This is a genomic window from Bacterioplanoides sp. SCSIO 12839 (assembly GCF_024397975.1).
Taxonomy (GTDB): domain Bacteria; phylum Pseudomonadota; class Gammaproteobacteria; order Pseudomonadales; family Oceanobacteraceae; genus Bacterioplanoides.
In genome coordinates this window covers 554,137-575,983 of record NZ_CP073745.1, presented here as the reverse complement: position 1 = coordinate 575,983, position 21,847 = coordinate 554,137, and the positions used below count along the sequence as shown (strand labels likewise).

The window sequence follows — 21,847 nt, the reverse complement described above, 5'->3', positions numbered from 1 at the left end:
AAACTCGCTATACAGTGTCGAGTTGTGCACAAGTCAATATGCCCAACCCATTTTTCCACTCTTTTTTTGTTCTGGCCAGATTGTGCATAAAGCACGCCTGTCAATAGTGGAGTTGCTCACAGAATCTGTGAATAACTTTGTGAATAGTCTGAGCAAAACCGTCACAAACCCTATAAAACCGTACTTATAGCAAACTGGTCTATTTTTTAACCAGCTCATAAAAAAATAAAAAAACCTTATATTTCAAGGCCTCCAGAGGTTTCTGATACAAAGGTGCCAATTTTATAACAGCCAAACAAAGTCAAGCACTGCGGAGCACTTTTTATGACAAAGATGAAATACGGGTGGGGAAAATTACCGAAGACTTTCCACAGTTTCTGTGGATAATTCTGTGAATTTTTTGATTATAACAGCCGCTAACGGGCATTCGTTAAAGCACACTGTCAGTTTGGTTGTTTTTTAACCAGATAAGTTTAAAGAGTAAAAAAAACCGCATTCATCAATTGATGAATGCGGTTAAACAACTTCACAAATTCTTCTTGATCAGAATTTATAGCGAACGTCAGCCGATACGGTCCGCTCTTCCCCGGCAAAACAATCACCACGGGCCAGACAAGAGTTTAAGTGCTCTTTATTGGTAATATTGCGGCCATTCAAGCTGAAGAACCAGTTTTTCAGCTCATAACCAAGCATTGCATCGTAGAGCGTAAACGAATCGGTTTCTAACTCTCGGTTATCGCTGCCATCATATGTAGTACCAACGTAACGAGCCCCCAGACCAACACGGAAGCCAGTCAGCTGATTCGCAAAGCGGTGAGTAACCCAGGCAGAAGCCTGTTCTTCAGGGACGGCTTCCAGCTTAGTAGAAGACCCACCATCTTCAGGCTTGCGGGTTGCATCCAGTTTTGTATAACCCGCAATAAAATCAAATTGACCTAAGGTGCCTTGAACTTCAAGCTCATAACCGTCAATCTCAGACTCTACCTGGATTTGGCTTAGAACATTATTTGGGTCAGTCGTCAGGCGATTCTTTTCATCAATTTCATAATAAGCTGCGGTAATTAACAGCTTGGTTCCTGCAGGTTGATATTTAACACCTGCTTCTACTTGCTGACCAGTAGCTGGCTTATAACGCTTACCGGCGTCGTCAGTACCTGCAATCGGTTCAAACGACTCAGCATAACTGACATAGGGTGACAAGCCATTATTGAACTGGTGCATTACCCCTAACTGATGAGTCATTTCACTGTCTTTATCTGAGTCTGATTCACCTTGTGTACTATTTTTCACATGATCGTGTCGAAGGCCTGCTGATACGATCCAGTTTTCATAACGAATCTGATCCATCAAATAAACGCCTTGTTGCTCCAACGTCGATGACGGCCTGTTAGCCGGTCGCAATGCATCCAGAGCGGCCAGGCCTTCTGCTGATAATTGACCATATTGCGGGTTATATAAATCCAGTGATAAATCAACGGCAGCGCCTGGGTTAAAGGCAATTACCTGAGCAGTGTTGATCTCTGAGTAATTATTATCAGTAGTAATATCCTGCGCATCCAGACCGAATACCACTCGATGTTCAAGTGATCCGGTACGGAAATCAGCATTTAAACGAACATCCAATGTTTTTGCATCGGCAGACAATTTACTGGCACGAGCAGTACGGTTAGCGGTACGGCCATCGGCTTCAAAACGATGAACATCGCTTCCTGGGTAAAAAAGAGGCTGGAACGACTGCGGAAATACAACCGGCCACATGGAATCATATTTCACATCACTTTGTGAATCGCGGTAGTTAGCCGATAACGAGAACACCTCATTAAAAATATGATCAAAACTCAGAGTATAAGCCGTTTGCTCGGAGTCAAAGCGATCAAAGTCAGGCTCACTCACAAACAGAGATTGATCGATATCACCATTAGGGTTAGGCAGTACTGTACCAGCCAGTGGCAGGAACTGCGTAGATGATCCAGTCTGGTCTTTCTGCTTGTTCATCATCAACGTCATAGAGGTTTGAGCTGATGGGGCCCAAGTCAGAGACGGCATCAAAATCATGCTGTCATCGTCTACATAATCCGTTTGCGATTCCGAATCACGTTTCAAAGCCACCAAGCGGTACAAGAACTGCCCGTCCGCATCAATTGGGCCAGTCACGTCCACCGCTAACTGCTTTCTATCAAACGTGCCTACTTGTGCCCAGACTTCACCGCCAAACTCAGCTTGAGGGCGCTTGCTCACCATATTAACAATACCACCAGTACCGGATTGACCATAGCTGACGGATGACGGGCCTTTTAGTATTTCCAGGCGCTCCAGGGTAAACGGGTTCTGACGAGTATTGTTATAATTTCCGACCGACTTTCGCATGCCATCCAGATATAAAATAGGTCGAACGGCACGAATGGTTGAAGAATCTGTACGAGAGTCGATACCAAATGATGCGCCGTTGACACCAGCAGAATATTGCAATGCATCCTGAATGGTCTTAACACCAGTTGCGGTGAAGAAATCCTGCGTAATCACAGAAACCGAATAAGGTGTTTCTGTGATTTCTACATCCATTCTGCCAACACTGGTTGTGCGCCCTTCAAAGTTATCACCAACAACAACGACTTGATTTAACACAACCTCATCTTCTGTTGGCACAGTATCAGCGGTTTCTGCATTCACAGAAGCCGCCATCACAACGGCTAACGCCAGAGGCGCTTTAGCAAACAACTTCATAACCCTATCCTTAATAAGACTAATTACCATTCGTATAGGTCGCACACTATATAGTTAGAAGAGTCATTTGCAATATATTATCAGTTAGATTCTTATTAATATCTTTAGGGGAATATACGCATAAAAAAGCCACTGACACATAATGCGACAGTGGCTTTCGTATGGTTTAACCATCGATAAAAACGGCTTATCAGAACTCGTACGTCAGATTCGCGCGCACCATTCGTGGCTCAACCGGATGGAAGTGTTCATCTTCGATACCTTCAGCACCGGCTGGCACGTCTTCTCCAGGCAAACGCGATTCATATAAGTAGGTAATGTCATTACCTTCTTCATCCGTCAGGTTAATCAGCTCAAGGCCCAACTGTACCGATGGTGTCACCTGATAATTTGCCTGTGCGTTTAATAAGGTCACGGCGTCCGCTTTACGGCTGTTATCTTCATTTAAAGCAAACTTACCAAAGTGGCGAAGGCGTAAACCGGCATTCCAGTCCCCCAGACCATCAATGGTCATACCCAAGCTGAACACCTGCTCAACAGCACCAGGGATATATTGCTCCTTTTCACCTTCTGGCTTCAGACGAGCGCGACTGAAAGCCAGATCCGAATCCAGAATCAGCCAGGGTTGTGGCTGCCAGAAAACACTGGCTTCAACACCACGGCGTTCGGATTTATCCGATGCTTCGGTTGTGCCATCATCGCCAACAAAGATTAATTCAGAATCCAGCGTCAGCCACCAGAGCGATACAGCCAGCTGCAGGTCATTCGCCAGCTGCGTTTGCAGACCCAGGTCAGCCCCTTCACTCTGAACCAGCGGCGTAGCATCCTGCTCAGCAAAACCTCGTGCATCGTTTGAGTGAAAACCCTGGCCATAGTTAGCAAACACCTGAGTCTGCGCTGCCAGTTGATAAATCAAGCTGAATTTAGGGCTTACACGTGTATCACTCTCACCGCTGCTGTCGTTATTTTCCAACCGGTTTTTAACAATCGCTGAAATATAATCGAAGCGCGCGCCAATCTGAGTGCGTAATTTGCTGCTCCACTGGTGGTTGTTCTGTACAAATAACCCTAAACCAGTTTCTTCCACCCGGTGACGAACACGGCGCTCATAAATATCGCGATTTTGAGTACCCGCCAAACCCACATCGGAGATGCGATCATGGCGTAAATCTATCCCCGCCTGCCATTGGGTTTTTTCGCCGTTGTATAAATCCAGCAACGCAGAACCACCTAAGATTTTACGCTCGTCATGTTGGTGAAATTCGTCGCCATTATCCTGATCAATGGCATAAGTATGATTGGCATATAATTTCAGTCCATAATCAATCAGGTAAGCATTGGTTCTTAATTCACGTCCGCCAAAATCATTCCAACCTTCATAACTCAGGCTGCGACGATGCGTCTTACCACCGGCATCATCATCCAGCGAATCAAAACGATCACCACCATTATCAACGTAACGCTGAGGCAGCTGATCGGTTGCGGTCCAGTCATTCTGATATGCCATGGCAGTGATCGCACCACCGTTAATGCTGTCACCAAATGAATATTTGATCAGACCAGAATATTTTTCCTGTTCCTGTTCCACTTCCCATGGGCCGTCATAACGGCTGGTGTCTAATGCAGCAATCAGTTCATCACCGTTATTCAGTTCGCTGCTACCTGCTAATAAAATGCGTTGATAACCGTATTCACCGACACCAACTTTTAACAGGTTATTATTTAAACGCTGACGGGTATGAATACGCACGGCACCGGCGTTGGCAAAATCCCCTTCACTGGCGTAATACGGACCTTTTTTATAATCCAGTGATTCAACCAATTCTGGGATCAAAAAATTAATATCGGTATAACCCTGACCATGACCGTGTGTGCGCATATTCACTGGCATGCCATCAATAAAGGTCGCAAAGTCAGTGCCGTGATCTAGATTAAAACCGCGCAGGAAATACTGATTCGCTTTGCCTTCACCACTATGCTGGGTAACGATTAAACCCGGAACTGTTTCTAATACCTCGCCGGCACGGCTGATCGGGCGCTGCTCAATTTGTTCTGCTACAACGGTACCCATTGAGGCCGACACGGCTTCGCCAACCTGAGCCTGACCTGATACCGTTACATTGGATAATTGTGCGTCATCGGCACTGGCATTAATACCCGCCGCATAGCTGGATGAAGACCACAAAGAGGCCAGCGCCACTGCCATAAATAATGGGGCACGTTGATTGATTGTCATACACTTTCTCTGCTAAAAAAATTAACTGATTTATTGACCGATTAAGATCAGTTTTCCGGTTTTGGGGTCTTTATAAACCTGCCCCATTGATTGATAACCCTCAGCTTCACCACGTTCTAATTGCTGGCGTAACGATTCAGGAATATCGGTTAATTCCTGACTGCGCTCCAGCTTCACATCATTGTCTAATTTAAAATGTTGTTTTAATTCCGGACTCACTGCGACCAGCGCGGCAATTAACCCACAAGCAAAAACCAGCATAATATCGACCAGGTTAGCTAACGGGCCGAGCGGTTCGTCATCCTGTGCATCAAAAGAAGATGCGCGCCAACGATCACTCATACTTATCACCGCTGAATTGAGCCATGGCTTTGTCATACCAACGACGGCGGACACGCCCTAACACAAACCCCACAATCCCCGCCAATAAACCAATCACCGTGGTATCAAACGCAACGGTAATGGCGGTGGTTAATACGGTTAATTCGCCATCTCCCAAAGCTGCTAAGCCAGGGCCGAGCGGAATTAATGTACCCATCAGCCCCAACATGGGAGCAATGCGGGTAATAAAATCGGCACGTTCAATGCGGCGTTTTCCCATTTCCATCAATAACGCCTGGTCACCGCGCTGAACCAAGCGCTGAATGCCACCCAGGCGTTCTCCTAATGCCAGGCCAGATTCGTACAAGGCGAGTAATAAAAAAAATAATAACGCCCATACCACAGGCTCCAACAAAAAGCCGGTAATCTGATGCATGATGTTAAGAGAAACTGCAGAAAACACCTTAATCTCCTCAATGGGGAAATCAGGCAGGGGAATGCGAGGGCAAAGCCATCGGTCGCTGAAAAGCACTGAAAATACAGGACCATTCGCTCAGGGCACCCCGCCTGAAATCTGGTTTACTTCAGGCCGGTCTCCGGGCTCAGAATCAGGCTGTTAAATACCTGAGGCCAACCTTCCCGTCATTCAGTTGCATGATATGCATGCACAAGACAGTGGTTAAAGGCCAAACTGCAGTCACAGTTCTTCCATACCGTTGCGGGGGCAGCACAGGAATAGTGTCACTGTCTTCAGATAAGCAGCTTTACAACATAGCCATCTGCCGACAAGGCAAAACACCGTACCTGTTTCCCGATTATCCTTACGCCTGAAATCATTAACAAAATTTTAAGTCATTAATGACAACTAAAGTTATTCATAGCAGGGCAAGGCACCTGAAAGTGAGCAGCATGTTATCAGGTAATTTTTCTCATTAAAAGTTAGACAAAAGCGGAAAGGCATAATAAGCCCCTTGTGTGATTCATCACACAAGGGGCTTCAACAACAGACTTGCTCAGAAAATCGATCAATAACAAATTATTCAACAATCAAAGCCGACATCATCTTCTGACCGAGGTCAGTATGGTGTTGCATGGTTGAAAACTGTTTCGTGATTGCTTCCGGGCCAAAGGCATAAACTGGAACAGGTGCAGCGGTATGGGTGCCATTACCCCAGGTAACACTTTGTTTTTCTGCAACTTCACGGGCAATTAATGCACCTGTGTCTTCATCGGCGTAGACATAGAAATCAGAAAAGTCGTTAAACTTAGGAATATTGGTCGCACTCAGATATTTATGATCCGGATGAACATCTTCTGCAGGCACATCATAACGAGCGGCAATTTTTTCTCCGGAAGCATCGTCAATATGAAAGTCAGCATGCAAACTTTTGTTCACTTCTTCGACCCAGGCTGCCGCACTGCTGTTAGAAAAATCCCAGTCGCCATCAACGGCACTTAAAATATCGTAGAAAGAACGTTCCTGAGCGTAAATTTTATCCAACGTTGCCAGTGCACCAAAGTTATATTGCGGCTGATAATCACGTGGGCTGCCGTCAGCCTCCACCATGCCATCCCCCTGTAGTGTTTTTGCTTGCGGAATATCATGTTTATGGTAGGCAAAACCAAAGCCGCCGGTTTCGTGGTCTGCAGTCACAACAACCAGAGTATCATCACGCTCGGCCGCCCATTCGTAAACGGCCTGAACCGCTTCATCAAATTTCAACATTTCATGCAATAACCAACCAGTGTCATTAACATGGCCAGCCCAATCGATCTGCCCACCTTCGATCATCAGGAAAAAGCCGTCCGGATCTTTAGAAAGAATATCCAGTGCTTTTTTAGTCATATCTACCAGCGACGGTTCATCCGCACATTTGCTGCCAGACTCAGGAGACGCATTATTTTTACAGGCGGTGTATTCAATACCATCATTCATGGCAGAGTCATCGAATAAACCCAACAATTTACCGTCATTAACTGCGGCCATTTGTGCTTTATCAAAAGCGAGCTGATAACCAGCTGTTTTTGCTTCCGCAAACAAGTTACGCGCATCATCGGCACTGCGTTTAGATTTTTTAATCACGTGTGACGGAGCATTTAATTCCTCTGCCAGTACTGCAAAATCATCAACTTTAGGTGCCCAGTGGCGAGAACCACCACCTAACAGCACGTCCACACCAGCTGCTAATAAATCTTCGGCAATCTCATTTTCCATAGAACGATGCGGGCGGTGTGAGGCAAAACCCGCCGGCGTCGCATGGGTTAAACGTGTATCGGTAATCAGGCCGGTTGCTTTGCCCATTTTCTGAGCTTTTTCAAGAATGGTTTCGACTTTATTACCTTTATCGTCCAGACCCACCGCTTCAGAAATCGAACCTTTACCGGTTGCCAGCTGAGTGGCGGAACACGCCGAGTCAACAATCAGCCCTGCATTAGCGCCCATTGGAGCCGTCATCGATAAACCTAACGAGCCATTTTCAGCCAGGTTTTGCAGGCCTGTGGTTTTATTGATTCGAGCCGCATTCGCCGGAGAGCGACGAGCGTACTCTTCCAACAAACCAACTTGCTGTGCTCCCATACCATCGCCAATCATCAGAATCAGGTTTTTCACCTGCCCTTGATTATTCGAATTATCATCTGAATTGGAATCTGAATCGCTGCCGCAGGCAACAAGCAAAGTTGATGCGACAACAGCGGCCGACAGTTTGGTTAAGGCTTTCATAAATATCCCGATACCTGTAATTATCGATTATTTTTTTACCGGTATGTGTATACCGTTTCACAAGTTGCGGGATCCTAGGTGGGCTTTGTTACAGTTATATTGCTTTACTGCTTGAATACTCATTCAACATAAATTTTGTCGCAATATGGCAATTTATTGCTTAAAAACCAATCCGTTTGAAATGTTATCTCATAACAAATAAAGGTATTTAAAAAGCGTAATAAATGCATTCCACTATTTATACACTTTATACGCTCGTAATGATTTAACTATAAAGCCTTAACGCTTCGGCGATAGCAATGCGGTCGGGTTGAATATCCACAATCTCTAATTCTGATAATGGCTGCCAGAAAACGGATTCTGCTTCCAGCGCTTCAATGTCGCCTTGCCACTCAGACACCAGATAATAATGCAGCCGCTGAACTTCGGTTTCCGTCTCCGATTCTGCCGTATGAATAAGAGAACAAACATAACCAGCGGATTCGGCTTCAATCGTTAACTCTTCCATTAATTCACGCGCCAGCGTTTGCAGGTGATCTTCTCCAGCTTCCGCATGACCACCGGGAATCATGACCATCGACGGATCAAACTCTTTATCCGCACGACGCTTCTCCAGCAACACCTGATCATCACGAATCAAGATAAAAGACACACACTCAGCAAATTCCATATTAACGATCTCATCACTCTATAACTGATTACGATTTTAGCGATTCAGGGTGCGACAACCTGCCACATTTGACTCTCACCGTAACTCGATTAGGCTGCGCGCAAACATATTAGCAGAAGTCGTTGTTATGCCCCGCCTGAATCCTCTATTTATTGCTATTGCCTGCACCTATCCCTTCTGTGGCTATGCTGACACAGCCGACGCCGTTGAGCTGACGTCTGTTGCCGTGCAGGGTACCCATACTCCACTATCGCGCCAGGATATGGCCCCCAGCAGTGACATCAGTGCGGAGCAATTACAGGCACTGACCATCACAACCGTTGAAGATGCGCTGAAGTCGCAGCCCAATGTGATTGTGCGTAAGCGCTATGTTGGCGACCCCAATGCCACACTGGGTATTCGCGGTAGCAATATGTTTCAGTCAACCCGTTCACTGGTGTTTGCCGATGGCATGCCGCTGCATTATCACTTACAAACCCGCTGGTCAGGTGCGCCACGCTGGTCAGTTGTTGCCCCGAACGAGCTGGAAAAGCTGGAAGTTATTTATGGCCCTTATTCCGCAGAATACGCCGGTAACGCCATGGGTGGTGTGATTAATTTAACCACCAAAACACCACAAAAACGCGAGATCAGCGTTAACGGTGCATTATTCCAGCAGGACTACGATATTAATGGCCGCGATGAATCGTTAAAGGGTGGCCGCTTCTTTGCTTCTTACGCCGATAAAATTGGTAACTGGTCTTTATTTGGTTTTTATAACCACCTGGAAAACAAAGGTCAGCCACAAAGTTTATTCGCCAGCAGCGACAGCAGTGATGAAAATCCAACAGTGGTAAGCGGTGGCTTACGCCAAAAAGATGCATTTGGTGATGACGTTATTATTTACGGTGATTCCGGTGTCGTCGACACGTCTACCGATTTATACAAACTAAAAGCGGTTTATCAGAACGATGGATTTGAGTGGCGTAACACCATCGCTTATGAACAGCGTGAAAACGATACCACAGATACCCGCAGTTTCCTCAAAGATGCCAACGGCGACACTCAATATGGCGGCCATTATATTCAGAATGGCACACCGTTTTATGCTACGGACTCACGCTCACGTTTTGGTGACAGTCGTCAGGATCGCAACAGTTTATGGTTAGGCACCGGCATTACCGCCCCGGTAAGTGATCACTGGTACGCCAAAGTGGATATCAGCCAATTCAGTATTCTGACCGACGAGCGTATTCGTACCTCGCGCAAACCCAGCGACCCGGCATTTGATGGCTCAGAAAACATTCAGGAGTTTAAAGGTTCCGGCTGGCAAACACTGGATACCAAGTTGGCTACCGATCAATTATTTAATCGCGCTGATATGAGCCTGAGCGCGGGTTACCATTACGATTTATATAAACTGCAAATTAATACCGGCCGTTACAACCCGACTAATAATGAACCGCAAAGCAGCCAGCCGGATTCCGGTGGTGATACCGAAACCCAGGCATTATTCAGCCAATACCAGTGGCGCTTTGCCGATGACTGGGATGTCAATGTCGGTGTGCGTTATGAACAGTGGCGGGCGATGAATGGCTTCCGCAAGGAAGGTCAGCATCCGGATCGTAAAGAACATGCCTGGTCACCTAAGTTTGCCGTGGGTTGGCAGTTTGCTCCCGGCTGGAGCACTCGTTATTCCTTAGCCAAAGCAACACGCTTCCCGATTGTTGAAGAGTTATACAACAACGTAGATATCACCCTGACGCAAAATATTGCTAATGCCGAATTAAAACCGGAGCAAGGCATTCATCAGAACCTGAACCTGAGCAAACAGTTTGATCGTGCCGAGTTGAGCATCAATCTGTTTTACGACCGGGTGCAAGACACGATATTTAATCAGCGCATCGTGAATCGTCGCAGTACCTTCCTCAACGTTGAGCAGGTAAATACCAAAGGTGCCGAACTGACTTACGACATTCATGGTTTGTTCCATCCAAGCATTGATATGATCTTTAACACCAGTTATACCGACGCACGCATTGCCCGCAATTCATACACACCAGAGTCCGAGGGCAAACAATTCCCACGGATTCCCGAATGGCAAAATAATCTGATTGTGACCTGGCATGCCTTACCACAAGTGGATCTGAACAGCCATGTACGCCGGGTCAGCAACAGCTATAACACGCTGGATAACAGTGATACCGAAAGCAATGTCTTTGGTGCCATTGATGCGTACACCTTTGTTGATCTGAAAGCCAACTGGCAGGTCACCCATCAGGCAAAATTAGCGTTAGGAATTGATAACCTACTGGATGAAGAAGCCTACGTGCATCACCCCTATCCGGGACGCACCGTTATTCTGGAAGGCGGTTATCGCTTTTAATCTGGCATTTATTTAACACCCGATTGACGAACACGACGCTATGAAAAAACATCAACATCAAACGTTATGCCGCTGGCATTTTTTTGCCGGCTTGTACGTCTTACCTTTTATGTTGATGTTAACCATCACGGGTTTGGTGATGATGTTTTATCCTCAGATTGAGCAGTGGCAATATCCACATCTGGTTCAGGTTGACGCCAATGGATCAAGCTTACCCCTAAGCGCAACACAACAACTGGATATTATTAAAAAATCGTACCCGGGGTTCCGGGTGCGTCAATATCAACCACCTCAAAGCGCAGACCGCTCCGCCCGTTTTAAAATTGTCTCTCGCCAAACACCCACTCAGATTATTTTTCTTAATCCATATTCTGGAGAAATTCTTGGTCAGCTCAGCGCACGGGATACCTGGTATTCGATTGCCGATGATATTCACGGCACCTTGATGTTAAGCAACGTTAAGGTTGGTGATAATAATTTAGGCAAGCTCGGCGATGCGTTAATCGAACTATCTGCGGGTTTCTCGTTATTATTATTAATCAGTGGTATTTATCTTTACTGGCCAAAAAAACAAAAACAGCCAATAAAATATTCGTCCATCAAACATTGGCTGGGGTTTCGCTTTTCAAAAAATAAACACGGTAACCTAAGTCGCAGCAGCTGGAAATCCATTCACGCTTCGCTGGGTATCTGGCTCTCCATTATTCTGGTGTTTTTTGTATTAACCGGTATGGCTTGGACCGGTATCTGGGGACAACAATTAGTACAACCCTGGAGCAGTTTTCCTACCGAAAAACGTGCCAGCAGCTGGCAATCGGACCCGGCTTCAACACTCGCTGACCACGCTCAACTCAACACGGAAAATAACGAAGAAGTGGCGTGGAATCTGGAACTGGCTGCCGTGCCCCAGTCCCGACCACTAACAAAGCCTCAACTTCAATCCAAATCGCAGTACCAGCAAGAAAAGATAATCCCCTTGCCACTCGAACAGATTATGCAACAGGGCCAACAACTGGGCTTTGATTATTTTCGGGTTGCGTTACCGCAAACACCTAGCGGGGTGTATACCCTGATGTCAGTGACGACCAGTGGCGATGTCGTTGACCCTCGTAAAGATCGCACCGTACATATTGATCAATACACGGGTCAGGTATTAGCGGATATTGGCTGGCAGGATTACAACCCGGTGGCAAAATCCATGGCAGCAGGTATCGCCTTGCATAAAGGCCAGGTATTCAGCTGGAATTTATGGCTGAACACACTGGCGTGTGTATTACTGGCTTTTTCTTCATTCGCGGGTCTGGTGATGTGGTTTAAACGTCGTGCCGGTAAAAAAATAAACGCAAGAAAAAAACCATCGCTGACCGCGCCTGCAAAACCCAGCCAGCAGGGTATGCCAAAGACAGCCGCTTTCTGGTTTGTTCTGACCGGTGTTTTGTTCCCACCCACCGGAGTAGCCATGCTGCTGTTCTATGGCTATGAACAGTTTCAGCAACCAAAAAACGATTAACAGGCCTTAGTCAAATTGACATTTCAGCCAACTATCAGTAGAACAACGCTCGATGCTGAAGCTTAAATAAGCTCCAGGTGGAACACCGGTGCGAATCCGGGGCTGTACCCGCAACTGTAACGTCGGCTGTTTATTTGCCCGGCGAAGCCAGATACACAAGCGTCTATTTATTATTTTTTTATCATGCACCGGGCGGGAATACTCGGTACTGGCGATTCCTGTGTTTCTAGATAACTTAGGAATCTGTGCGGTACGTTTTCTCTCCCTCAAGCCCTGCTGACTTGAGGTTTCTATGCGGTATTTATCGATACTCGTTCTTTTCACCCTGCTCCTGCCCTGGCAGGCGCTGGCGGCCGATGACTACTTATTAGTCTTAACATCACAACGAAATGCTGAAACCGTGGCAGAAGCCGCGCGTTTATTAAAACAACAACATCCAGATCTGACGGTGAAAGCACGTACCGATGGTCAGATTTATGAAGCCGATACCGAACAGCGAGCGCAACTTATTCTGAATGCCAGCGCTATTGTCGGTGCTGGTTTATTTGGCCCGGCGGTTGCCGAACTCACGCCGCTGCTAAAAGCCTATCACCAGCAAAAAAAGCCATTATTTATTTTTAACAGTGATCACCGCCTGGTGGGCATGAGTGAAATACAGGGTCAGCGTTTTTTCAGCAGCCAGCAGCAGGTTCGAGAACTGGGAAAACAACGCGCCGAAGACAACTTTTCACAATGGCTCAGCCGCCTCAAACAAGAAAACCCCAAGCAGTCATTATGGCTACAGGCGCGTGCTTATTGGCAAGCCGGTGGTGCCGATAACAGCCAAGCATTATTTAACTGGGTATTTCAACAATTAGGTGAGCCGGTAGCAGCTGCGGCACCGTTACCTCAACCACGCCTGCGCTGGTTTGCTAACGGTGAAATCCAGACGCAGTTTCCTGCCATTAACAACCAGCCGCTGGTTGCCATTCTCGATCATGCTGGCGGTGGCCGCCCAGCCGATGCGGCGTTATTGCGTCACCTATGTCAGCAAATTGAAGCGCAAAAGCAACAATGTATTGGTTCCCTGGCGTATTGGGGCGAAGCCGGTGTAAAAGCGGTTGAGCAATTAATCCCTTATCAACAGCAACTCAGCGCCATTGTGATGCTGCAGGATTTTGTCATTGGTGGCGGTGAAGGCCGTGAGCAAGTGAATGCTCTGCTACAACAACTGAATGTACCGCTATTAAAAGCGATTAAATTACGCGACCGTAGCGCGGTGGAACATCAGTTATCGGCGGATGGCCTGGCCGCTGAGAAAGTCTATTATCAGGTGGCAATGCCAGAGCTTCAGGGCGCATCTCAGCCGCTGATTATTGCCACCGCCGGAGAGCCTCATAACGACGCCATCAGTGGTATTCGTATTCAGGCGATTGAAGCCAAGCAAGAAGGCTTAAATACCTTAACCGCTCGCCTGAATCGTTGGCATACCCTGCAACAAAAAAACAATGCCGAAAAACGCATTGCCATTGTGTATTACAACCACCCGCCGGGTCGCCATAACATTGGAGCCGATAACCTCGACGTACCCGCTTCGTTATGGCAAATCCTTAATCAGTTAAAAGCTCAGGGCTATGACGTTGGCGAATTGCCGGAGTCACAAGACGCGCTGCTTGATTTATTACAACAAAAAGGCGTTAACCTGCCACGCGATGCCAATGCACTGAAGCAAATGGCGGGGCGTATTCAGAAAATGGAACCGGAGAATTACCAGGGCTGGTTTAATACCTTGCCTGCCAGCGTTAAAAACGAAATGGTGAATGGTCCGTTTGGTTTATTACATGAACAATTAAAAGCCACCATTGTGGCGAAAAAACCTGAGCTGGCTGATGGCCTGCTGCATCATACCTTTGAAGAAATGCACCACCTACTGGAAGGTGTTGATCACAAAGGCCGTGAAAGAGCGTTGGCCTTAATTGAACAGTTAGAAGTGTGTTATTTACACACAGTTGAAACAGCACAAAAAATTAACAACGGCCAATACCCGGCTTGTCTGGATAAAGAAGCGCCACAACTGATTAAAGCGTTACAGAAAACCGGTATTGAAGGCTTAGGCGGCTGGGGTGAAGCGCCCGGTAAAGTTATGACCTTAAATGGTCAGTTATTATTGCCCGGCCTGCAATTTGGTAATGTCTTTCTTGGCCCACAACCGCCGCGTGGCTGGGAAATTAACGAAGAATTATTACACGCAAATTTGGCCTTCCCGCCACCACATCAGTACCTGGCGTTTTATCATTTTTTACGCAACGAATTTAAAGCCGATGCCTACGTGCATCTAGGCCGTCACTCCACTTATGAGTTTTTACCACGCCGTAGTGTGGGGTTAGGTGAAGACGATTATTCGCGCATTATTGGTGCCGATATTCCGGGTATTTATCCGTATATTGTGGATGGCGTGGGTGAAGGTATTCAGGCCAAGCGTCGTGGTTTGGCGGTGATGGTTGACCACCTGACGCCACCGCTGGAAAGCACACCACTGTACGATGAGTTATTACAACTGCGTCAGTTAATCGAAAGTTTTGAAGCCAGCCATGGCAGCGGTAACGAAGCCGTTGCCGAGCGTTTGGTGCAGCAGATTGTCGAAAAAGTTGACCAGCTCGAATTGCGCGATGAACTGGCACAAGCTATGTCGGCAGAGTTAGCGGTAATGGGCATCAGCTTTGAAGAAGTCGACGACGACATGCTGGTGCATGAAGTTGGTCATTACCTGACGGATCTGCAAGAGCGTTTTATGCCGCTAGGTTTGCATATCTTTGGTAAAAACTGGGATAACAATGCCGTCGAGATGATGCTGCAGTCTATGCTCGGTCGTCATAAAGGTTCCGATAGCTCACCGTTAAGCGCTGATGATAAAGAAAAACAAAGCGGCTGGAAGCAATTGCTGCAACAATCGCCGGATGCCGAGATGGCAGCATTAATCAATGGTTTGAATGGTCGCTATGTGGCGCCGGGTCAGGGCAATGACCCGATTCGCAGCCCTGACAGCTTACCTACCGGACGTAATTTTTATGCATTGGACTCCAGTTTAATTCCATCCAAAATTGCCTGGCAGTTAGGCAAAGAAATGGCTGCCGATGCGCGTAAAAATAATCCACAAAGTGCTGATAAAAATGAAGCGGTGATTTTATGGGCATCGGACGTGGTACGTGATGAAGGCGTGATGATCGCCTTTGGTCTGGATATGCTCGGCTTAGAACCAGTATGGAACAGCCGTGGCTTAGTAAAAGGCTTAAAACGCCAAACATTAGAATCAGGCCGTAGCCGCCGCGATGTGGTGTTCACCAGCTCGGGGTTATTCCGTGATTTATACAGCCAGCAAATGTCGTTATTAAATCGCGCTTCACTGATGGCGTTAGATGCCTCTGCTGATGTGATTCGTACCGATTATCCGGCGTTAACACTGGCGTTATCGGAAGCGCTGATTTTATTAGGAAAGGATGCCAAAGGTGGCAGCGAATCATTAGACTTTAATCAGGTCGCCAAACACTGGGTTGATCAGGCACGTGTGTTATTACGCGACGGCGTTGATGAAAAACAAGCTGGTGTGATTGCCAGTATGCGGGTATTTGGAGATGCACCGGGCAGTTATGGCGCGGGTATTAATCGTATGGTTGAACGCTCTGGCGCGTGGGAAAATCGCAACGAGCTGGCAGATGTTTATATTCGCAGGATTGGTCACAGCTATGGTTTAAAAGACTTTGGTGCTCCTGCTCAAAAAGCCTTTAAAACCTTATTAAAAGACGTTGAAAATACCTACTTCGGTCGCTCCAGTAACCTGTATGGCTTAATTGATAATAACGATGCCTTTGATTACCTCGGCGGATTAAGCCTGGCGGTTGAATCCGTTAGTGGTCAGGCACCCAATAACTTTGTGCTCGACCACAGCGACCCACAAAACTTTAAAGCCCGGCCATTAGGCTTAGCTTTGCGTCAGGAATTACGGGGGCGTTTCTTAAACCCGGAATGGTTAAAAGGCCTGATGGAGCATGGTTATGCCGGTGCCCGTACCATGGGTAATGAATTCCTCGAATATTTATGGGGCTGGCAGGTTACCAACCCGACATTGGTTGGCGACTGGGCCTGGGAAGAAGTAAAAGCGGTTTACATCGACGATAAACATCAGCTGCAATTGGATGAGTTTTTGGCGCAAGGCCATAACGGCCATGTTAAAGCCAATATGCTGGCGATTATGTTGGTCGCTATTCAGAAAGAGTTCTGGAATGCCGATGAGCAAACCATTCAGCAACTGGCCGCTGAATTTGCGGAATTAGTCGCTAAAAATGGCTTACCTGGCAGTGGTCATACCGACCCGGATAATCCAATGCTGAGTTGGCTGGAACAGCATGTCAGCGTTGAGCAGTGGCAGGCGTTAAAACAGCAGATTGATCTGGCGCGCCCTGTTGTGGATGAAACAGTCGAGCAGACTCCTGAATATAGCCGGATTGCCGAGCTGGAGTTAAAAGCAGAAACCGTTGAGAAATTAGAGCAGCTACAACAGCAAAATGCTTCAAGCGATTCGTCTTCGGAACAAACAGAATCTTCCTCAGAAGAATCTGACAATGAAACCAGCAGCGATTATATTATGCTGCAGGTCGCAGCGTTACTCTTTGCTCTACTGGCTGTGTTTATTGGCTTCCTGCGCAGTCGCCGACTGTAACACTGCAATTGATTGTTCAGCCCCTGTACTGCTCTTTTAGCAGTACAGGGGCTTTTTTGTGTAACGTCACCTGACATAAAAGAAGCTGGTTGGTTCAGTGCTTACTTGGATTACTATTGGTCGTAACGACAATATTATTTTCATCTATATACATCTTTGATCAAGACTGATTTTATACAACGCTATACAGTGACTATATGGGGTTAGGTTACTTAACAGATCACTGTCATCTTCGGATTTTTACTCGATATAACTTTTAACGGCGCTAAAATAGCCAGCCAAATAATAAATGGCATCGCTGGCTCAGTACTCTCGTTAATCTCGTGCTAAATGCACTGAATAATTGGGAAAAATATGATCGAATTTCGTAAAAACGCTATATTTTCAAGTATATTCATAGTTTCAATAACCATCGCGCTATCTGCTTTTTGTGACATTGCCTACATATACACACTATGCGGTTTATCAGCTTGGGCTGCGTTTGGCCATTTAATTACACTTGATGACGACATGCCAGGTGAATGGAGTAATCCGGAAGGAGATAAAGCATTATGGCGAAATTCACTAGTAGCAATGGCTATAAAGTTTATGATATTTATTACACTTGCTGTAACACTATTGTCTTTTCCATCGCTAGCCCAATATGGTGGCTAAAGTATTCTATCCACCATTCTCACTGCTAAAATTAGCAACTACGATCAAATGCTATATCATTTACCGAGATAACAGCGGCCTCGGGGAAATCACGATGAACGAAAAGACCTTCAAAGCTCTGCTCGCTTCAACCGCAACAATATTCACCCTTATTTTTTGCGTCATGGTGATGCCCGCCTTCTTCGAGAACCCGGATATCATCAGCGCATTCGCCGCAGGCTTTGTGAATCCATTCGCGTCAGGATATTCCGCTGACGTTATATTGTGTTGGCTGGTACTGCTGATATGGATTGTGTACGAAGCAACCCAGTTATCCGTCAGATATGGGTGGATTTGCCTGTTACTTGGAATAATACCCGGTGTGGCAGTTGGTTTTGCCCTGTACCTGATCATACGTCATCCGCAAGTCAACAGAGAGACATAAGTCAAAGTTCTTTGCCCATCAGGCCATTCTTTTCTGTAAGGTTCGCTTGCCCAGCTTAGAGCGTTGCATTTTCACATAAGCATCATTACCCTTTATCGAAATTGTTGATGTATCGCTGCTTACTCAAGCGAAAACTCTTTCAGGCGGAAATGATGAAGCAACTGCTGGTTTTTCTTACGGTTATCTTTATTGCCACACATACTCAGGCTTTGGTTCTGAATGATGTGGAAGTCCCGGAAACCGTCACGACTCTGGATAAGCAAACCACACTTTATCTCAAAGGCGCCGCCATTCGCCGGGCATACGGTATTGTGAAGTCTTATGTTGGGCAATTGTATGTTTCGGACACCAGCCTGAATGAAGAGGCGCTGGCTAACAGTGAAGGAAATGAGCCTCGCCGAATGGTGTTTCATGTTACATCGAACAGGGTTAGTTACCGTCGCTTTATTTCTTCGATTAACGATGGCTTACCACTGAATATCAGCGATGCTGAAATCGCAGAAATAACCCCTCGCATGGACCAGGCGAAGGCATTTCTTAATATTGATATTGGCGAAGGCACCATCATTTATATTGAGTGGGAACCACAAACCGGCATGAATCATTTTGTTGTGAACGGTCAGTTAAAAGGCAGTGTTCCGGGGATTGACCTGAATAACGCCATTCTGAAATTATGGATTGGTAAAAACCCGGTCGGTCGTGACTTCAAACAAGAAATTCTAGGCCTCAACTCTTAGTGAATCTATTAAAAACCTTCCTGCTGCTGTTCACAGCTCTGGCTTTGGGCTGCAGCACATTATCCAGACAACCAGACTCTTCTGAAAAACAGTCACCTTCGATTAAACAAGCCCCTTCTATCGAGCAGCCTGCTGTGCCAAACAAGTCTCCTTCAATGGGGGCAACAAACTGGACTAGCCTGCAAGACTCCGATCAGTTTAATGCTTATCGTTATGGCCGCTTTTTTCTGGTAGAACTAAAACAACCTCACCGGGTGATTTCCACCAGTGCTTATAATGGAGGCGAAAAAACCGATCTTAAGTACCTGATTAATCATCAAAGCATGGAAGCCCGTGCGGATATGCGCTGGGTTAACCGGGTACTGAGCAACTCGAAACAACAATATCAGCAGTTAATTGCAGACGAGTTAGCACTCAACCCAAATGAGCTGGCCTTAATGGGCACCGCGGCCAATATGCAATTACTGGCACATCAGCAAGCAGTGTTTCAAGCGGACGATGCTGGTGCGTTAATTGTGGATGTGTATGCCACCGCCGGAGTGCGCGGCAATGCCATGCGCGCAGGCGATCCAACCCGTTGGTACGAAACCCCCACAGGCAATAAAAAACACACACTGAACCAGACTGAAACGTCGCAGAAAAATGATATGAATGGCACCATCAATATTATGGTGCTGATTAACCAGCCCGTCTCTTCCGGGGCGATGAATAAGCTGCAGATTATTGCTACTGAAGCAAAGTCAGCTGCCTTGCATGAACTCGCCATCAGCAGCCGTTACAGCCGCCATTTAGCGACGGGCACAGGTACAGATCAGATGATTATTGCCAGCCCGTTAGCGCCAAAGAATGCCTTTATGCTGGAAAGTGGCAGCGGCCATTTAAAACTCGGCGAATTGGTGGGCACAGCGGTACGCCAGGCGGTGAAACAAGCGCTGGTTTGGCAAAATGGACTGCCGGCTGCAGAGCAAGCCAATATTTTCAACGCACTGGGCCGCTTCGGTCTGAATGAAAAGAATTTTATTGAGCGCTTATCAGCCTATCTGCCAGAGCCGGAACGACAGCAAGCCAGCAATAATCCGTATGCATTCAGTCATGAAAACCGTGTTGTCGCGGCTGCTTATGCGTTTGCCAGCGTGTTAGACCGATTCGAATATCAAACGCTGACGCCTCATATTCAGGCAGAAACGTTGCGTGACTTTGCCGCTCAGGCGGCGGTTGCCCTATCCGGCAGAAGTGATCGTTATAGTGAATATTGGCAACAGCTGCAGGCCCCTGCACCAGTCAACGTAACAAGCGAAGCAGCAGCAACCGAACTGTTTATTCAGGCTCTGGCGTTAGGCTGGCTGGATAAATGGCCGGATCATTTATTATCGCCAGCCATCTCTGAACATCAAAAGGCTACAGGTGATAAAAAGGCGAACGACCATAAAAAAACCATCGCCTTTTTACATCTTGATCCTCAGCTGGGGGATTTAGCCGGAAATACCGCGTTGTTAAAGCAAGCCATGATTCAGGCGGCACAGGCCGGAGCCGATTGGATCTTAACACCAGAGCTGGCACTCAGCGGCTATCGCTTTACCTTAGCCATAGGGGACGATTGGATTCAACCTGCTCCGGATCGCTGGACCGCAGAACTACAACAGCTTGCCGATGAGCTTGATGTTGTACTCTTCCTTAGTCATGTTGAACAGGTTAACAACGGCAACAAGTACAACACGTTATTTGTGATTAATCGTGACGGTCAGATTATTGGCAAACACCATAAAATTCAGACCATCCCGGTGTCTGAAGCCTGGTCGACTAAGGGGACAAAGCCACAATTAGTCACGGTGGATGAGCAACAAATCGGGTTATTAATTTGTGCTGATGCCTATCGCCCGCAACACGCTCAGGCATTAAAAGATGCCGGAGCTGAACTCATTATCTCCTCCGCCAACTGGGCACCCGGAGACTATGGCCCAGGTGATAGCTGGCGTAACCGTTCGAAAGAAACCGACCTCCCCGTCTTTGTGAATAACCGTACCGGACTAGAAGTCCGCCCAGAGGTTGATGGCAAAGTTTCACAATTCGACTTGCGCCAGGCCATCAGTGCCGTGGCCTATCAGGGAGAACACCGGGTTGAACATCAAAGCCGTCATAACAGTCTATTATTGGTTGAATGGGACTTTGCCCTGCAACAACTGATCAGCCAGAAGAGCGTTGAGCTTCAGCCATAGCGACTGAAGTCACCGGTTTGAACTTTTTGCCTTTTTTAAATCTAACGCTTTAATACTGTCAGATGTTTATCTTTCATTACCGGAGTGTTGTTTATGCGCGCGTTCGCTTTCTTGTTTTTCTCATTACTGTTTTTAGGTGGCTGCCAGGCCAGTCATCACGTCGACGATGGTTCACCACGTAATGGCGACCTTGACCAGACGAAACCAACATTAACGGTCTGGCACGCACAAACTCAACAATGGACAACGCCGGAGGCGTTTTTTGAATTAGAACTGACACGCTTAAATGGACCGACTTACGGTACCCGCACTGGTGACAGTTACCCTGATTATGATTCGGTTGAAGAGTGGCAAACGCTGATTGATCAACTCCCCGACGGTCGTGTCTGCCCAATGGTGTTCTTCCACAAACGCTGGCGCCGCCTGCCAGATGTATTGGCACTGGATGAAAGCCTGCGCAATTACGATGGCTGCCGGGATGTGTTTAAGTTTTGAACTTATTTCTTTTCAATTAATATCAAATAGTGACATTCCTGATTATATGCCTATATAATCAGGAATATTTCTGCAAG

The 21,847-nt window shown here is 46.8% G+C and carries 14 protein-coding genes and 2 riboswitches; of the genes, 8 read left to right on the top strand and 6 right to left on the bottom strand.

Annotated features, from left to right (window positions below; translation table 11 throughout):
• Positions 1-543: 543 nt before the first annotated feature.
• The 6 genes from KFF03_RS02745 to KFF03_RS02720 form a co-directional block, all read right to left on the bottom strand.
• Positions 544-2,724, bottom strand: coding sequence for a TonB-dependent siderophore receptor (locus KFF03_RS02745; RefSeq protein ID WP_255858749.1), 2,181 nt, complete (start codon positions 2,722-2,724; stop codon positions 544-546).
• A gap of 190 nt (positions 2,725-2,914) precedes the next feature.
• Entirely contained in the window at positions 2,915-4,960 is a 2,046-nt protein-coding gene (locus KFF03_RS02740; RefSeq protein WP_255858748.1) for a TonB-dependent receptor, read from the bottom strand.
• Between the two features lie 30 nt (positions 4,961-4,990).
• Positions 4,991-5,302: a DUF2149 domain-containing protein gene (locus KFF03_RS02735; RefSeq protein ID WP_255858747.1), complete on the bottom strand. Its 312-nt coding sequence runs from the start codon at positions 5,300-5,302 to the stop codon at positions 4,991-4,993.
• Positions 5,295-5,744, bottom strand: coding sequence for a MotA/TolQ/ExbB proton channel family protein (locus KFF03_RS02730; protein ID WP_255858746.1), 450 nt, complete (start codon positions 5,742-5,744; stop codon positions 5,295-5,297). Before KFF03_RS02730 ends, KFF03_RS02735 begins: the two co-directional genes overlap by 8 nt.
• 106 nt (positions 5,745-5,850) lie before the next feature.
• Positions 5,851-6,127: riboswitch (cobalamin riboswitch) on the bottom strand.
• Between the two features lie 190 nt (positions 6,128-6,317).
• Positions 6,318-8,003: an alkaline phosphatase gene (locus KFF03_RS02725; RefSeq protein ID WP_255858745.1), complete on the bottom strand. Its 1,686-nt coding sequence runs from the start codon at positions 8,001-8,003 to the stop codon at positions 6,318-6,320.
• 265 nt (positions 8,004-8,268) lie between these two features.
• Positions 8,269-8,673: an NUDIX domain-containing protein gene (locus tag KFF03_RS02720; protein ID WP_255858744.1), complete on the bottom strand. Its 405-nt coding sequence runs from the start codon at positions 8,671-8,673 to the stop codon at positions 8,269-8,271.
• 127 nt (positions 8,674-8,800) lie between these two features.
• Between KFF03_RS02720 and KFF03_RS02715 the strand changes: the two genes are divergently transcribed.
• The 8 genes from KFF03_RS02715 (at position 8,801) to KFF03_RS02680 (ending at position 21,770) form a co-directional block, all read left to right on the top strand.
• Positions 8,801-11,038 (top strand): TonB-dependent receptor, encoded by a 2,238-nt coding sequence (locus tag KFF03_RS02715; protein WP_255858743.1) that lies wholly within the window; start codon positions 8,801-8,803, stop codon positions 11,036-11,038.
• A 40-nt stretch (positions 11,039-11,078) separates the two neighbouring features.
• Positions 11,079-12,548 carry a PepSY domain-containing protein gene (locus KFF03_RS02710; RefSeq protein ID WP_255858742.1) on the top strand — a complete coding sequence of 490 codons (1,470 nt, stop codon included), beginning with the start codon at positions 11,079-11,081 and terminating at the stop codon, positions 12,546-12,548.
• A gap of 32 nt (positions 12,549-12,580) precedes the next feature.
• Positions 12,581-12,724, top strand: a riboswitch (cobalamin riboswitch).
• Positions 12,725-12,840: 116 nt separating this feature from the next.
• Positions 12,841-17,244: a cobaltochelatase subunit CobN gene (locus tag KFF03_RS02705; RefSeq protein ID WP_255858741.1), complete on the top strand. Its 4,404-nt coding sequence runs from the start codon at positions 12,841-12,843 to the stop codon at positions 17,242-17,244.
• 354 nt (positions 17,245-17,598) lie between these two features.
• Entirely contained in the window at positions 17,599-17,898 is a 300-nt protein-coding gene (locus KFF03_RS02700) for a hypothetical protein (protein WP_255858740.1), read from the top strand.
• 94 nt (positions 17,899-17,992) lie between these two features.
• On the top strand, positions 17,993-18,322 hold the full coding sequence (locus KFF03_RS02695) for a DUF2834 domain-containing protein (RefSeq protein WP_255858739.1): 330 nt from the start codon (positions 17,993-17,995) through the stop codon (positions 18,320-18,322).
• A 149-nt stretch (positions 18,323-18,471) separates the two neighbouring features.
• The gene (locus tag KFF03_RS02690) at positions 18,472-19,059 is read left to right on the top strand and encodes a chalcone isomerase family protein (protein WP_255858738.1); all 588 of its coding nucleotides are present in this window, start codon (positions 18,472-18,474) and stop codon (positions 19,057-19,059) included.
• A complete protein-coding gene (locus KFF03_RS02685) occupies positions 19,059-21,275 on the top strand; it encodes an adenosylcobinamide amidohydrolase (RefSeq protein ID WP_255858737.1) in 2,217 nt (738 codons plus the stop codon). The genes KFF03_RS02690 and KFF03_RS02685 overlap by 1 nt, the downstream gene beginning before the upstream one ends.
• A 93-nt stretch (positions 21,276-21,368) precedes the next feature.
• Positions 21,369-21,770, top strand: a complete 402-nt coding sequence (locus KFF03_RS02680) for a hypothetical protein (RefSeq protein ID WP_255858736.1) — start codon at positions 21,369-21,371, stop codon at positions 21,768-21,770.
• The last annotated feature ends 77 nt before the right edge of the window (positions 21,771-21,847 follow it).

Excerpts from the sequence above, each read along its gene's own strand:
- KFF03_RS02715 (WP_255858743.1), top strand. The coding sequence starts at position 8,801 with ATGCCCCGCCTGAATCCTCTATTTATTGCTATTGCCTGCACCTATCCC.
- KFF03_RS02735 (WP_255858747.1), bottom strand. The coding sequence starts at position 5,302 with ATGAGTGATCGTTGGCGCGCATCTTCTTTTGATGCACAGGATGACGAA.
- KFF03_RS02690 (WP_255858738.1), top strand. The coding sequence starts at position 18,472 with ATGATGAAGCAACTGCTGGTTTTTCTTACGGTTATCTTTATTGCCACA.
- KFF03_RS02740 (WP_255858748.1), bottom strand. The coding sequence starts at position 4,960 with ATGACAATCAATCAACGTGCCCCATTATTTATGGCAGTGGCGCTGGCC.
- KFF03_RS02695 (WP_255858739.1), top strand. The coding sequence starts at position 17,993 with ATGAACGAAAAGACCTTCAAAGCTCTGCTCGCTTCAACCGCAACAATA.
- KFF03_RS02745 (WP_255858749.1), bottom strand. The coding sequence starts at position 2,724 with ATGAAGTTGTTTGCTAAAGCGCCTCTGGCGTTAGCCGTTGTGATGGCG.
- KFF03_RS02725 (WP_255858745.1), bottom strand. The coding sequence starts at position 8,003 with ATGAAAGCCTTAACCAAACTGTCGGCCGCTGTTGTCGCATCAACTTTG.
- KFF03_RS02710 (WP_255858742.1), top strand. The coding sequence starts at position 11,079 with ATGAAAAAACATCAACATCAAACGTTATGCCGCTGGCATTTTTTTGCC.
- KFF03_RS02705 (WP_255858741.1), top strand. The coding sequence starts at position 12,841 with ATGCGGTATTTATCGATACTCGTTCTTTTCACCCTGCTCCTGCCCTGG.
- KFF03_RS02680 (WP_255858736.1), top strand. The coding sequence starts at position 21,369 with ATGCGCGCGTTCGCTTTCTTGTTTTTCTCATTACTGTTTTTAGGTGGC.
- KFF03_RS02720 (WP_255858744.1), bottom strand. The coding sequence starts at position 8,673 with ATGGAATTTGCTGAGTGTGTGTCTTTTATCTTGATTCGTGATGATCAG.
- KFF03_RS02700 (WP_255858740.1), top strand. The coding sequence starts at position 17,599 with ATGATCGAATTTCGTAAAAACGCTATATTTTCAAGTATATTCATAGTT.